This is a genomic window from Streptomyces venezuelae, assembly GCF_008642335.1.
GTDB lineage: Bacteria > Actinomycetota > Actinomycetes > Streptomycetales > Streptomycetaceae > Streptomyces > Streptomyces venezuelae_F.
This window is the reverse complement of record NZ_CP029191.1, coordinates 6,830,822-6,845,160: the sequence shown is the minus strand read 5'-3', so window position 1 is coordinate 6,845,160 and position 14,339 is coordinate 6,830,822. Positions and strand designations below refer to the sequence as shown.

General features: G+C 73.4%; 12 protein-coding genes. All 12 read right to left on the bottom strand.

Going from position 1 to position 14,339, the window contains the following annotated elements; all coding sequences use genetic code 11:
• Positions 1–11: 11 nt before the first annotated feature.
• The 12 genes from DEJ49_RS30630 to DEJ49_RS30575 all read right to left on the bottom strand — a co-directional run bounded on the left by DEJ49_RS30630 (position 12) and on the right by DEJ49_RS30575 (position 14,171).
• Positions 12–1,985, bottom strand: coding sequence for a DUF5107 domain-containing protein (locus DEJ49_RS30630; RefSeq protein WP_190329498.1), 1,974 nt, complete (start codon positions 1,983–1,985; stop codon positions 12–14).
• A gap of 40 nt (positions 1,986–2,025) precedes the next feature.
• Positions 2,026–2,922 carry an arginase family protein gene (locus DEJ49_RS30625; RefSeq protein WP_150187104.1) on the bottom strand — a complete coding sequence of 299 codons (897 nt, stop codon included), beginning with the start codon at positions 2,920–2,922 and terminating at the stop codon, positions 2,026–2,028.
• Between the two features lie 33 nt (positions 2,923–2,955).
• Complete coding sequence (locus tag DEJ49_RS30620; protein ID WP_150187103.1) at positions 2,956–3,537, bottom strand: GNAT family N-acetyltransferase; 582 nt, start codon at positions 3,535–3,537, stop codon at positions 2,956–2,958.
• A gap of 27 nt (positions 3,538–3,564) precedes the next feature.
• Complete coding sequence (locus DEJ49_RS30615; RefSeq protein WP_150187102.1) at positions 3,565–3,810, bottom strand: DUF1049 domain-containing protein; 246 nt, start codon at positions 3,808–3,810, stop codon at positions 3,565–3,567.
• A gap of 128 nt (positions 3,811–3,938) precedes the next feature.
• Positions 3,939–5,705, bottom strand: a complete 1,767-nt coding sequence (locus DEJ49_RS30610; protein WP_150187101.1) for a CocE/NonD family hydrolase — start codon at positions 5,703–5,705, stop codon at positions 3,939–3,941.
• A 139-nt stretch (positions 5,706–5,844) separates the two neighbouring features.
• The gene (locus DEJ49_RS30605; RefSeq protein WP_150187100.1) at positions 5,845–6,789 is read right to left on the bottom strand and encodes an LD-carboxypeptidase; all 945 of its coding nucleotides are present in this window, start codon (positions 6,787–6,789) and stop codon (positions 5,845–5,847) included.
• Positions 6,786–8,771: a prolyl oligopeptidase family serine peptidase gene (locus tag DEJ49_RS30600; RefSeq protein WP_150188581.1), complete on the bottom strand. Its 1,986-nt coding sequence runs from the start codon at positions 8,769–8,771 to the stop codon at positions 6,786–6,788. The genes DEJ49_RS30605 and DEJ49_RS30600 overlap by 4 nt, the downstream gene beginning before the upstream one ends.
• 26 nt (positions 8,772–8,797) lie before the next feature.
• Positions 8,798–10,159: a M20/M25/M40 family metallo-hydrolase gene (locus tag DEJ49_RS30595; protein WP_150187099.1), complete on the bottom strand. Its 1,362-nt coding sequence runs from the start codon at positions 10,157–10,159 to the stop codon at positions 8,798–8,800.
• Positions 10,152–10,985, bottom strand: a complete 834-nt coding sequence (locus tag DEJ49_RS30590; protein ID WP_150187098.1) for a M55 family metallopeptidase — start codon at positions 10,983–10,985, stop codon at positions 10,152–10,154. The genes DEJ49_RS30595 and DEJ49_RS30590 overlap by 8 nt, the downstream gene beginning before the upstream one ends.
• Before the next feature lie 125 nt (positions 10,986–11,110).
• Positions 11,111–11,641, bottom strand: coding sequence for a copper chaperone PCu(A)C (locus DEJ49_RS30585; RefSeq protein ID WP_150187097.1), 531 nt, complete (start codon positions 11,639–11,641; stop codon positions 11,111–11,113).
• Positions 11,638–13,944: a heavy metal translocating P-type ATPase gene (locus DEJ49_RS30580; RefSeq protein WP_150187096.1), complete on the bottom strand. Its 2,307-nt coding sequence runs from the start codon at positions 13,942–13,944 to the stop codon at positions 11,638–11,640. The genes DEJ49_RS30585 and DEJ49_RS30580 overlap by 4 nt, the downstream gene beginning before the upstream one ends.
• Positions 13,944–14,171 carry a hypothetical protein gene (locus DEJ49_RS30575; RefSeq protein WP_150187095.1) on the bottom strand — a complete coding sequence of 76 codons (228 nt, stop codon included), beginning with the start codon at positions 14,169–14,171 and terminating at the stop codon, positions 13,944–13,946. Before DEJ49_RS30575 ends, DEJ49_RS30580 begins: the two co-directional genes overlap by 1 nt.
• Positions 14,172–14,339 lie beyond the last annotated feature (168 nt).

The window sequence follows — 14,339 nt, the reverse complement described above, 5'->3', positions numbered from 1 at the left end:
GACCCGCCCCCCTATCTCTCCGTCGGGCGCATTCGGAAGTCGTACCGCTCCGGTACCGCCTCGCCCGTCGCCGCCGTCCACAGCTCGCCCAGCGTCTCCGCGCCCTCGCGGAGGTCCGCCGCCTCGAAACCGGCGTCGAAGACGGCACGGACGCCGTCCAGGTCGCCCTCGGCGTACAGGAGTTGGGCTTCGAGGAGGCGGAAGCGGCCCTCGGCGCGTGTCGCTTCGTGCAGACGGTCCCAGACCGCGCGCGCCGCTTCCGTGCGGTGCGCGGCGAGCAGTCCGGTGACGGCTTCGCGGCCGAGGGCGGCGGTGGCGGCGGTCCAGACGGGTCCGTCGTCGCGGCGCTCCTGGCACAGGTCGTCGAAGGCCTCCGCGTACCGGTCGGCGGCCCGTTCCGTGTTGCCCTCGGCCTGGTCGGCGACGGCGAGGCAGCGCAGCAACGGCCAGCGGGACGGCGCGAGTTCGAGGCCGCGCTCCCAGCTGCGGACGGCCTGCGCCCGGTCGCCCGCGTGCCACTGGGCGACACCCAGGTGGTACTCGGCGAGCGGGCGCGCGGGGGCCGTCTCCAGCATGTCCCGCCAGTGCGGCGCGACGAGCGTCGGTCCGGGCGGCGCGACCTTGCGCGGCTCGGGCACGGCGCCCGTGTTCAGGAGCTCCAGCCAGGGCGCCTGGTCGGGGCCGAGCGTCGACTCGGGGAAGGGCGTGCCCGGCACCTTGTACCCGGCGCGCAGGACTTCGAGGGCGCCCCAGCCCGACCCGGTGGCGAGCGTCTCGCCGGGTTCGGTGTCGGCGGAGGCCAGCCACGCCTCGTACGCCGCGTCGACGGCCTCGCGCGGCAGGGCGTCGGCGAGGCGCGCCGCGACCTCGTCCCGTGCGCCCGCCCACTCCCCGTGCACGCGGCCGGCGGGCGCGGACAGCGGCCCGTACGACTCCAGCCAGCTGAACTCGGTCTCGGCGTCCAGGCGTACGTGCTCCAGCTGGGTGCGTGCGAGGCCCGACTGGATCTCCGCGTAGCCGCCCGTGCCGGGTTCGGTGAGCCACTCCTGCCACCGGCGGCCGCCGGTGCCGGTTCCCCAGACGAAGAGCTTGCGGCCGCGCGGCAGGTCGGTGGAGGTCTGGACGATCCCGTGCCCCGCGTCGTCGAGTGCCGCCAGCCAGCGGCGTGTGCCGTCGGGCAGGTCGTAGAAATAGTCGGCGGGATACTCGCTGTTGCGCGGGTACGTCCGGTCGGCGCCGTCGGACTCGGGGACCGCCACCTTGCGCAGCGCGCCCGGGTACGCGAAGTGCCAGGCCTCGTCGGCGGGGGTGAGCACCCTGCGCTCTTCGGGCACCGCGATGTTCGACCACCAGTAGACGGGGACGGGCTTCTCGTGCGGGTTGCGGATCCGGACGCCGACGTGCAGGAATTCGGAGTCCTCGGGCAGCCACAGGTCGACCTGGAAGGGCAGGTCGCGCAGCCGCTCCCACTCCCACAGGCGGAGCATCTCGCCGCCGTCGGGCGCCCGCACGCGGGCCGCGTGCACAGGGGCGCAGGACAGGGTGGTGTGGCCGGTGGCGCCGATGTTCCACTCGATGCCGCCGGAGGTCCAGGCGCCGTTGAGCGCGAAGGCGGCGGGCTGCAGCACCGGGTTGCGGTACAGCAGTTCGCGTCCGGTCGGCTTGTGCAGGAGGGAGTGGACGCGGCCGCCGTAGCCGGGCAGGACGGTGGCGCGCAGCCGGTCGTTCTCGACGACGATCACGTCGAGGTCCGTGGCGGTGCGTTCGCGGCCGTACGCGTCGCGGACCCGGGTGGGCAGCGGGGAGCTCAGGGGCGCGTAGCCGAGCTGCCGCGCCATGTCGCGCGGCAGCCCTTCCTTGGCGCGCTCGTCGAGGGTGTGCACGTTCCGCAGGGGCAGCAGCGGCGGCAGCGGGTTCTCGGGTCCCGGCGCCGCCGCGGGCAGGGTCAGTACGTCGCGTCGCACGGTCGTCTTCACGATCACCATGGAACACGGTCGACGAGGTGTCGGCCAGGGGCCGCCCAGGTCAGGATTGTGCAAAGGCCTCCACGATCACGTCGGTGAGCAGGTCGCCCGCCTTGCCGTCGGGGTCGAGGTCGGGGTCGTAGATGGTGACGTTGAGGCCGACGCAGCGCGGAGAGCGGACGAACGGCCGCAGCAGGGCGAGGAGTTCCTCGGCGAACAGGCCGCCGGGGTCGGGGCTGTCGACGGCGGGCATCACCGAGGGGTCGAGGACGTCGGCGTCCAGGTGCACCCAGAAGCCGTCGAGTTCGGGCTCCTCCAGCGTCTGGGCGACGGCGCGGGCGATGTTCTCCTCGCCCCACTTGCGCAGCTCGCCGACGGTGGCGTTGGCGATCTTCAGGGTGGTGAACTCCGCGCGGTCCTCGTCGCCGTCCCTCAGTCCGAAGATGCAGACGTCCTCGTCGCGGACGTAGGGCCGCAGCCCTTCGAGGTTGGTGAGGTCCTCCTGGCCGCGGCCCGTGGCGAGCGCGAGCTCCTCGCCGCCCGCGGCGCCGATGCGGTCGGAGTTGCCCGGGTGCCGGAAGTCGGCGGAGCCGTCGATGGACGCGATGCCGTACCGGCCGATGCGGCGCAGGGCGAGCGCGGCCCCCAGCTGGATCGAGCAGTCGCCGCCGAGGACGACGACGAAGTCCTCGGCGCGCACGTGGTGTTCGATGCGGTCGGCGAGCTTGCGGGTGTAGGAGGCGATGGCGGCCGCGTTGAAGACGCCGTCGCCCTCCTGCCAGTCACCGCGGTCGTAGCGGGGCGGCACGACCACGCCGCCCTCGATGGCGCCGAGGCGCCGCAGGATGCCCCGCTCCCGCAGGGCGCCGGCCAGCTTGTGGCAGCCGGGCACGGTGCCGGGGGCGGGCGGGCGCAGGCCCAGGTTGGAGGGGGCGTCGACGAGTACGATATTCCGCATGGCGCCCATCCTGTGCGACGTGCACGGGCCCTTTCAACACTGCAGGTCCCCTCGGGCGGTGGGGCGGGGCGGAGTTGGCCGCATGTCGGCGGTGATGGCCCAGCGTTCGTGGTCGCGCCAGGCCCCGTCGATGAAGAGGAAGTCGGGCGAGAAGCCCTCCAGGCGGAAGCCGGCGCGGCGGACCAGCGCGATCGACGCCGCGTTGCCGGGCTGGATGTTGGCTTCCAGGCGGTGCAGGCCGAGCACGTCGAAGGCGTACGTGAGGACGAGTCCGAGACCCTCGCTCATGAGGCCGCGGCCTGCGGCGTGCGCGAACGCGCCGTAGCCGAGGGCTCCGCAGTGGAAGCCGCCGCGGACGATGTTGTTGATGTTGATGAATCCGGCGACGGCGCCGCCGTCCCGTTCGCAGACGACGAACCCCGCCTTCGCGGGGTCCTCGATCACCGCCCCGGCGTAGGCGCGGAAGGTGTCGTCGGTGCGCGGCGGGAACAACCAGGGACGGTGCAGCTCCTGGCTCTCGTTCGCGCGCGCGGTGAACTCGGCACCGTCCGCGAGGGTGAGGGGACGTATGCCCACGCTGGGGCCTTCGGCGAGATAGGGGCGAGGTTCGGACATCCGGCCACGCTATCCGCGAGCCGCGTGCTACCGCCGCCTGCGCATGAAGTACGCACCGCACAGGGCGCCGATGAGGCCCGTGGCGAGCAGGGCCATCCAGAGCGGGAGGGTCACCTCGGGGATGAGCAGACGGATCTTGGTGCTGCGGGTGTTCTCGAAGATGAAGACGAGGGTGAGGACGACGACCGCGGCGACGGCCACCCTGCCGGGTGTCATCAGCCCGCCGCCCGGACCGCCGCCCTGGGAACCGCCCGTGGAGGTGTTGGGGCTCATGCTGTGGACCCTTCCGTCGGAGTACGCCGGCCTCCCCCGCTCCCCAGCATGGGCAGCCGGGGAGCGGAGCGCGCGGTGGAGGTGCCTCCGGGGTGGGTCGGTGGGCCGTACGGGTGACGCCCGGCGCGTTACCGGCGCACCACCGGCAGCTTCAGGGCGCCGGTGTCATCGGGCGCGCTGGTCACGGTGACGGGCTTGACGCCCCGGTTGCCGCCGTACGCGCCGTCGCTCGCCGCCACGACGAACTGCAACCGGTGGCCTTTCTCGTAGCGGTGGACGATGCCGGGCAGCGCCACCGTGAAGGGCTTCGTGACGTCGGGGACGCGCACCGGGGAGACGAGGCGGTGGACGAGGGTCTCCTTGCCGTCGGGCGCGACGTCGTACAGCTTGGCGAAGAGGACGAGCTTGTCGGCGGCGTCGCCGGAGTGCTGCACGCGTTCGGTCCTCGGCGAGACCACCTTGAGGGTCGCCTCGGGGGCGCCGACGACGTCCACCGCGTCGGTGAGGGGTTCGGTGGTCCAGTCGAGGTAGGTGCCCCTGGTGTCGTGCGGCGCCGGGTCGGGCAGCCCGATCATCCCGGCGAGCGACGATTCGGAGTGGCTCGTGGGGATGAGCCAGTTGCGGTACTCGCGGCTGCCGCGGGTCACCTTCTTCCGGTTGTCGACGAGCTTGCCGTCGCCGGACAGGTAGAGGGTGCGGTTGCGCGCGGGGACGTCGGACGCGGTCGCGTAGGTGCTGTCCGGGTCGCCGATCCAGTCGCGGTAGTAGGCGAAGGCGGGCCCGGTGTCGGTGCCCTTCTTGTGGTGGAGGTAGCGGTCGAACCAGGCGAGGATGCGCTTGCCGACGTACGACGTCTCCAGGTTGCCCGCTTCGAGGTCGAGTTCGCCGGACGCCGGGTCGGTCGTGCCGCCGCTGTGGCCCCAGGACTGCCAGATCATCTTGGCGGTGGTGCCCTGCTTCCGCAGCGCCTTGAACGTCGCCTCGGCCTCGTTGAGGTTGAAGAGGCTGTCGGCCTGCCCCTGGACGAGGAGCGTCGGTGCCTTGACCTTGTCGAGGTAGGAGACCGGGGAGACGCCGCGCGCGAACTTCTGGAGGGCCTCGGTCCTGTCGGCCGGGTAGCGGCCGGAGTTGAGGGTGCGGATGGTGTCGCAGGCCTTGGTGACGAAGTGCAGGCAGCCCAGACGGTTGATGCGGGACGGGTCGAGGTTGGGGACGAGCAGGGGCTGGCCCTCCCCGATGAGGTAGAAGCCGTTCATCCACTGCCACTTGGCGGCGCCGGGGACGCTGCGGTCGGCCGCGTTGTTCGGGTCGAGGGAGTACGCCAGGTCGTTCCAGGTGATCATCGGGACGAGGGCGTCGACGCGGTGGTCCACGGCGGCGGTCGCCAGCTGGACGGCGCCGCCGTACGATCCGCCGATCATGCCGACGCGTGGGTCGCCCGCGGCGTCGGCGGTGACGTAGTCGGCCGTGGTCCCGTCGTCGGCGGCCCGCTTGCCGCCGAGGAAGTCGATGAGCCCTGAGGCCGCCCTGCCGTCGATCTCCGGGTCGTCCAGGGAGATCAGGCACCCGGACTTGCCGAAGCCGAGGCCCGAGTAGACGAGCGAGACGTAGCCGCGCTCGGCGAAGGCCTTGCCGGTCGCGGCGGTCCCGTCGGACTTGCTGCCGCCGAACCCGTTCGTGGTGACGACGGCCGGCGCGGGGTGTGCGGCGTCCACCCCGGCGGGCCGGTACAGGTCCGCGTCGATGGTGCAGTTCCGGCCGCCCGCCTGGACGGTGAACTTCAGGGCGGTGACGGTGTACTGCCCCGTCGCGCCCGCCGGGGCGGGTGCGGCGAGGGCGAGCGGCGCGGCGAGTGCCGCCGCGGTGGCGAGGGTCAGGGCACGGCGACGGGACAAGGGGGACCTCCACGCTGAGGACGGCCGACGACCGGGACTACCGACCGGTAAGTACCGGCCGGAGTCATGCTGTGACACGTGTCATGTCGGGGTCAACGGCTGTGCCATGTTTTTTCTCCACCCCTCCAAAGGAGGACGGTCAGACGAGCGCCGGCTCGTCCAGCGTCAGCGTCCCCGCGTCCGCGTCGAGTTCGCCCGCCACCCCGAACGGCACCGTCAGTGCCCCGTCGCAGTGCCCGAACCCGAACTCCTCCGCCACCGGTACGCCGAGCCCACCGAGCCGGTCCGCGAAGAGCGCCCGCAGCTCGTCGCGGTCCCCGCACTCCTCCCACGAGCCGAGCACGATCCCGGCCACTCCGTCGACCCAGCGGGCGCGCAGGAGTTGGGTGAGGATCCGGTCCATGCGGTACGCCTCCTCGCCGATGTCCTCGATGCAGAGCAGGCCGCCGCGGGCGGAGGTCCGCGCCGTCGGCGTGCCGAGGTCGGCGGCGAGCAGCGACACGCAGCCGCCGAGCGTGACGCCGCGGGCGCGGCCGCCGACGAGGGCCGCCGCGTGCGGGGATCCGGCCCGGATGACGCGGGTCTCCTCGGGCGTGAAGAGCGTGGTCCGCAGATGTTCCTGCGCCCGCGCGTTCTTGAGGAAGTCGACGGTGGCGGTCATCGGGCCGTGCAGGGTGGCGATGCCGAGGCGGGTGGCGAACGCTTCGTGGAGGGCGGTGATGTCGCTGTAGCCGAGGAACACCTTGGGTCCGGCGGTCCGCGTCGCGTCCCGCATGGCCCGCCAGTCGACGAGGTCCACCATGCGCTGGACGCCGTATCCGCCGCGGGCGCAGAACACGGCGGCCACGGACGGGTCGCACCACGCCCGTTCCAGGTCGCGGGCGCGGTCGGCGTCCGCACCCCCGAGGTAGCCGAACTCCGGGTGGCGGTCGCGGACATGGGACGCGACCACGGGTTCCAGGTCCCAGCCGCGCAGGATGTCCAGGCCCGCTTCGAGGCGGTCGTCGGGGACGGGGCCGCTCGGCGCGACGACGGCGACCCGCGCGCCGGGGGTGAGGCGCGGGGGCCGTACGAGCGATCTCACTTGGCGAGCTCCAGGGTGGGGACGCTTCCCGCGAGGTCGATCCTGAACACCTGGGCGTACAGGGAGAGTTCGGCCTCAAGGGCGCGGACCATCGTGTCGGCGCGGCGGAATCCGTGCCCCTCGCCCTCGAAGGCGATGTAGGCGTGCGGGACGCCGCGCCCCTCGATCCTGGCGAGGAACCGCTCGGCCTGTGCGGGCGGGCAGATGACGTCGTCGAGGCCCTGGAGCAGCAGGAACGGCGCGGTGATCAGCTCGGCGTGGCGGGCCGGCGAGCGTTCCGCGTACCGTCCGGGCACCGCGTCGAGCGGCCCGACGAGGGATTGCAGGTACTCGGATTCCAGGTCATGGGTCTCCCCCGACGCGAACGCGGCGAGGTCGAGCACCGGATAGCTGATGGTCCCGCAGGCGTAGACGTCCGTGCAGGTCAGGGAGGCGGCCGCGGTCCAGCCGCCCGCGCTGCCGCCGCGGACGGCGAGGCGGGCGCGGTCGGCGGTGCCCTCGTCGGCGAGGGCGAGGGCGACGGCGGCGCAGTCGTCGACGTCGGCGATGCCCCACTGTTCGCGCAGCCGGTCGCGGTAGGCGCGCCCGTAGCCGGTGGAGCCGCTGTAGTTGACCTCGGCGACGCCGATGCCGCGCGAGGTGAAGTAGGCGATGGCCAGGTCGAGCACGAGGGGTGCGCGGCCGGTGGGGCCGCCGTGTGCCCACACCACGTAGGGCGGCAGTTCGTCGTCGGGCGCGACGTGGCCGGGGTGGTGGGGCGGGTAGATGTGCGCGTGGATCTCGCGTCCGGCGGGGCCGTAGAAGGTGCGGATGTGCGGTTCCGGGTAGTACGCGGGGTCCACCGGGTCGTCGTGGGCGGCGCCGACGACGCGGGCACGGCCGGTGCAGGTGTCCAGCTCCACGACCTCGTACGCGCTGCGGGGGCTCGCGGCGACGCCGGTGACGCGGGAACCGTGCGCGGCGACCGTCGAGGCCCACTCGGTCCAGGGGCCCGCGGCGTCGACGACCTCGCCCGTCTCGGGGTCGAGTATGCCGAGGGCGGTGGCGCCCTTGCCGTGCACGACGGCGATCAGTCCGCTCTCCAGCGGCGCGAACCAGTTCCAGCCGACCTGCCACAGCGGGCCCGCGAACTCCTCCTCACGCGGGCAGAGCGGCTGAACCCCGTCGTTCTCGAGCGGATCGGCCCGGTACAGGTTCCACCAGCCGGTGCGGTCGCTGGAGAACAGCAGCCGCCCGTCGTGGGCCCAGTCGACCTGCGCGACCGACTCCTCGGGGCCGCCCGCGACCGTGCGGGCCGCGCCGAAGGTGCCGTCGGCGCGCACCTCGGCGAGCGTCAGCTCCGTGCCGTCCCACGGCATGCGCGGGTGGTCCCAGCCGATCCAGGCCACGTGGGAGCCGTCGGGCGACAGGCGGGGACCGGTGACGAACCGGTGCCTGCCGTCGGACAGTTCACGCACGGCGTTCCGGTCGTCCGCCGCCGTTCCGTCGAGCGGCACCGCGGCGATGACGCGGCGCACGTCGGTCGGCGCCTCGCCGGTGAACTCCTCGAGGACGCACCAGACCTCGCCCCGGTCCTGCCGCAGGACGGGGTCGACCCAGCGCAGACCGCCGCCGATGCCGGAGACCGGGGTCAGGGGTCTCGGTACGGCGCCGGGGGCGTCGGGCTCGTACGCGTACAGGCGCTGGTCGGCGAAGTCGACGAAGACCACGAGCGGACCCTCGGGGCGCTCGGCCCCGGCCCAGGGACGGCCGCCGTACTCGACGACGCGGCTGCGCACGTTCCACGGCGCGGGCAGCACCGTCCGCTCCTCGCCGTCGGGCAGGCGCCGCACCAGCGCGCGCCGGCCCGCCTCGGTGGGGCGCGGCGCGGTCCACCAGGTCTCGGCGCCGACGAAGCCCACGAACCCGGGAGCGCCGTCGTGGGTCGCGGCGAGCTCGGCGTCGATCGGCGACGGCCATGATCCGTACGCCAGGGTCTGCATCATGTCCTTCTCTTCCCCCATTGTTGCTAGGCCGTACGCAGAAAGCGGTCGAGGACTCGGACGCCGAAGTGCAGCGCGTCGACCGGGACGCACTCGTCGACTCCGTGGAAGAGCGCCTGGTAGTCGAAGCCCTCCGGTGTCCTCAGCGGCGAGAAGCCGTAGCCGGTGATGCCAAGACGCGAGAACTGCTTGGCGTCCGTGCCGCCCGACATGCAGTACGGCACGACGTGGCCCTCCGGCGCGAACTCCTCGACGGCCGCCCGCATGCGCGCGTACGTCGGCGAGTCGACCGGCGCCTGCAGCGCCACCTCGCGGTGGTGGAACTCCCAGTCGACGTCAGGCCCCGTGAGCCGGTCAAGCGTTCGTCGGAACTCTTCCTCGCCGCCCGGCAGAAAGCGGCCGTCCACGTACGCCACCGCTTCCCCAGGGATCACATTGACCTTGTAACCCGACTGCAGCATCGTCGGATTCGCGCTGTTGCGGACGGTCGGGGCGACGAGGTCGGCGGTCGGGCCGAGCTTCTCCATGAAGGCGTCCACGTCGTAGCCGGGCGCGTCGGGGTCGGTCTCCAGGCCGTAGAGCGCGGCCAGCTCGACGAGGGAGGCGCGCACGGTCGGGGTGAGCCGGACCGGCCAGCGGTGCTCGCCGATGCGGGCGATGGCGCCGGCCAGCCTGCTGACCGCGTTGGCGTGGTTGACCTTCGAGCCGTGGCCCGCCTTGCCGCGCGCGGTGAGCTTGAGCCAGCCGGTGCCGCGCTCCCCCGCCGCGATGGGGTAGATCCGGTTGCCGCGGCCGTCGTGGAAGGTGAAGGCCCCGGACTCGCTGATGCCTTCCGTGCAGCCCTCGAAGAGCGCGGCGTGTCGGTCGGTGAGGAAGCCCGAACCGTCCTCGGCGCTGGCCTCCTCGTCGGCGGTGAAGGCGATCACGAGGTCGCGCCGGGGCCGCACCCCCTCGCGGGCCCACTGCCGGACCACGGACAGGATCATCGCGTCCATGTTCTTCATGTCGATGGCCCCGCGGCCCCAGACGACGCCGTCGCGGATCTCGCCGGAGAACGGGTCCACGCTCCAGTCGGCGGCCTCGGCGGGCACGACGTCGAGGTGCCCGTGGACGAGCAGCGCGTCGGCGCCCGGATCCGTGCCCTCGATGCGGGCGACGACGTTGGTGCGGCCCGGGGTGCGCTCCAGGAGGGTGGGCTGCAGGCCGGCTTCGGCGAGGCGCTCGGCCGCGTACTCGGCGGCGGGCCGCTCGCGGCAGTCGCCGCCGCCCCGGTTGGTGGTGTCGATGCGGATGAGTTCGGAGGTGAACGTCACGACCTCGTCGAGCGCCCGCGCGTCCACGTGGTCGCCGGGCTCGTGCCCCGAGTCCTGTCCCTGCTGGCTAGCCATACTGCTCCTCCACGGCGGCAGAGGCGATCGTCGTAACCGCCTTGAAGGTACGGATCCCCTCGTACATCGTCTCGCTGTCGTACGCGACCTTGCGCTCCCCCGTACGGCGCACACCCGGCACGACGGTCGCCGCCATGGAGAGGTGCTCGGCGTCGAACTCGACCTCCACGGTGAAAGGGCCGCCGTGCACCGGCTCGTGGCGCACGGCCAGCGAGGCGGCCTCCTTCGCGGCGGCGCGGATGTCCGCGGCGGTGCGGGCCGGGGTGCGGCAGACCGCGGCGTACCGCGAGACGTGGTCCTTGACGGCGACCTTCAGCGCGCCTGGCGCGTAGCCGAGGGCGTCCTCGCAGGCCAGGTCGTCACCGGTGACGAGCACGACGGGGACGCCGTACTCGGCGACGACGTGCGAGTTGAGCAGCCCCTCGCTGGCCCGGACGCCGTTGACCCACACGCCGGTGATCTGGTTGGCGAGGTAGGTGTGCGCGAGGACGCCCTCCATGCCGGCGCCCGCGTGGTAGCCGATGAACGCGATGCCGTCGACGTCGTCGTGCTGCACGCCCTCCACCATGGAGAGCGACTTGTGGCGCCCGGTGAGCATCTCCACCCGGTCGTCCAACTGCTCCAGGAGCAGGTTGCGCATGGTCCAGTGCGCCTCGTTGACGAGCACCGAGTCGGCGCCGCCGTCGAAGAACCCGAGCACGGCGGCGTTGACGTCCGAGGTGAACATCGCCCGGCACCGCTCCCACTGCGGGGTGCCGGGCAGCACGTCGGCCGGCCAGGTCACGCCGGTGGCGCCCTCCATGTCGGCGCTGATCAGGATCTTCATACGCTCTCCCACTCCCCCGAGACCGGTGACCGGACAGCTCACACTCACATCAGCTGCCGACCCCAGTTTCGCAACCACGCCGGGCAACACGGTGAAGGGGTGTCGGAAAGCGGGTCGGGCCCCGCTCAGCGGGGCCGTACCTCGCTTCCGTAGGAGGGGCGGATCACCACCGCTTCGGCTCTGACGGTCCCGCCCTCGCGGAAGGTCAGGACGAACGGGATCCGTTCGCCGAGAACCAGCGGCTCGCGGAGGCGCACCATGACGTCCAGGCCGTACGGCGACATGGTGAGGCCCTCGCCGGCCGGGACGGCGGCGGACTCCACCATGCGCATGCCGGCCGCGCCGCGTCCCGTGGGCGCGTACCGGCCGAGCATCACGTCGTCGAGCGCGGGCGACGTCACGGAGGTCAACCGGTCGTCGGAGCCGCCGGAGTTGGTGATCCGGAAGAACGCGGCGCTCTCGCGCGTGTTGCCGTAGGGCAGGAAGACCGTCCCGTCGGCGACCTCGACACGCGCCGGGCTGCCCGCGGCTCCGGTGCCGGTCCACACGGTGAGCAGCCCGAGGGCGACGGCGCACGCGGCGACGGGTTCGAGGGCGCCGCCGAGGCCCTCGCGTATGCGGCGGCGGGTGGGCCGCCAGGGATGTGTGTCGCTCATCGGTGGCCTCCACGGCTCAGTCGACGGTCGCGGTGCGGGCGCGGGGCCGGGCCGCGGGCCGGGCGCCAGGTGCGCAGGCGCAGGCTGTTGCCGACCACCAGGAGGGAGCTCGCGGACATCGCAGCGGCGGCGACCATCGGGTTGAGCAGGCCCACCGCGGCGAGGGGCACCGTGACGGCGTTGTAGCCGAAGGCCCACAGGAGGTTGACGCGGATGGTGCGCAGGGTGCGGCGGGCGAGGCGGACCGCGTCCGCGACGGCTTCGATGTCACCGCGGACCAGCGTCACGTCGGCGGCCCCGATCGCCACGTCGGTGCCGCCGCCCATGGCGATGCCGAGGTCGGCGCCCGCGAGCGCCGCGGCGTCGTTCACGCCGTCGCCGATGACCGCGACGCGCCGACCCTGCTCCCTCAACTCCTGGACGAGGGCGGCCTTTCCCTCGGGGGTGCAGCGGGCGTGCACCTCGTCGATGCCGAGCCCCCCGGCGACGGCGCGGGCCGTGGCCTCGCGGTCGCCGGTGGCGAGGACGGGGCGTACGCCGAGGCGGCGCAGCCGGTCCACGGCACGGTAGCTGCCGGGCCGCACCAGGTCTCCGACGGCGACGAGCGCCTCGGGCCTGCCGTCCACCAGGACCAGGACCGCGGTGTGCGCGGCCTCCTCGGCCGCCGCCAGCGCACGCGCGAGCGGCTCCTCCAACGCGTCGTCGGGGGTGCGGACTTCGACGATGTGCCCGTCGACCTCGCCCCGGACGCCCCGCCCGGCCTCGGCGGTGAAGTCGCGGACCGTGGGCAGCTGTTCCTGGGGCGCGGACTTCGTCGCGTACGCGGTGATCGCGCGGCCCAGCGGGTGTTCCGAGCCCTGCTCGACGGCTCCGGCGAGCCGCAGCGCCGCCTCAGCGCCGATGCCGTCGGGCGCCGCCGTGAATGCGGTGACGCTCATGTGTCCGGAGGTCAGGGTGCCGGTCTTGTCGAGGACGACGGTGTCGACGTGCTTCAGCGCTTCGAGGGCCTGCGGCCCGGTGACCAGGACCCCGAGCTGGGCGCCCCGGCCGGTCGCGGCCATCAGGGCCGTGGGGGTGGCCAGGCCCAGGGCGCACGGGCAGGCGACGACGAGTACGGCCACGCAGGCGGTGACGGCGGCCTGCGGGTCGGCTCCGGCGCCGAGCCAGAAACCGAGCACCGTGGCGGCGAGCGAGAGCACGACGGGCACGAACACGCCCGCCACCTCGTCCGCGAGCCGCTGCGCCTTCGCCTTGCCCGCCTGTGCGTCCGCCACCATGCGTGCGATGCGGGCCAGTTGCGTGTCCGCGCCGACGGCTGTGGCGCGGACGAGGAGCAGCCCGCCCGCGTTGACGGCGCCGCCGGTCAGGCCGGATCCGGGCCCCACCTCGACGGGTTCGCTCTCCCCGGTGACCAGCGACAGATCGACGGCGGAGCTGCCCTCGACCACGACACCGTCGGTCGCGGCCCGCTCACCGGGCCGCACGACGAAGACCTGGCCGACGCGCAGCCGCGCGACGGGGACGACCTGTTCGGCTCCCGACTCGTCCCGTACGGCGACGTCCTTGACCGTGAGCGCCGCGAGCGACCGCAGCGCCTGCCCGGTGCCATGCCGGGCCCGCGCCTCCAGGAACCGTCCGGCGAGGACGAACAGCGGCACACCGACGGCCGCCTCCAGATAGACGTGCGCGACGCCGTCGTCGGCGGACGGCAGCAGAGTGAACGGCATCGTCATGCCGGGGTCGCCCGCGCCGCCGAGGAAGAGTGCGTACGCCGACCAGCCGAAGGACGCCGCGACGCCCAGCGAGACCAGCGTGTCCATGGTCGCCGTCGCGTGCCGGAGGCCGCGCAGCGCGCGCAGGTGGAACGGCCACGCGCCCCACGTGGCGACCGGCGCGGCGAGTGCGAAGCACAGCCACTGCCAGTTGCGGAACTGGAGGGCGGGGGCCATGGAGAGGACGAGCACGGGGGCGGCGAGCAGGGCGGTGACCAGCAGCTGCTGCCGCTGCTGGTCTTCTTGCGCCGGCTGTTCTCCTCGCCGCCCCTCCTCCTGCTCCTGCTCCCGCCGTGGCGGCTCCGGCAGTTCCGCCGTGTATCCGGCCTGCTCGACGGTGGTGACGAGGTCGGCCGGGGTGACGGACGGCGGGTGGCTCACGCGGGCGCGGCCGGTCGCGAGGTTCACCGTCGCGGTCACCCCGTCCAGCCTGCCGAGCCGCTTCTCGACCCGTCTCACGCAGGCCGCGCAGGTCATGCCGCCGACGGTCAGGTCGGTGGTCACGGCGGCGTCCGCCGCTTCGACGCCCATCAGTGGCCTCCGCCGTGCATGCCGCCCATGCCACCGCCGCCGGAGTCGTCACCGCTGCCGGGCCGCGTGTCGGCCCCGGACCCCGTCTGCGAGTCGTGCATGCCCGGTGCGACCGGTCCCGCCGCCCTGCCCACGGCGTACGACGCGGTGAAGATCAGCACCAACAGCAACAGAAAGCCGCAGAGTGCGGGCGGCGGCACGAATCTCCGCCGTCTGTCCTCAGCCATCACCGCTCCCGGATCGCGCGCGACGGTGCGGACCGGTCGGTCCGCACCGCTCCAGGAGTCGGATGCGACGGGTTCCGAGTTCCCGTGCGGTCGCCACTCGTCCGTATCTTGGCCAGATCCTTGCGGGCCGTGTCATTCCGGCCACTCGTCGGCGCCCCGCACAACGGC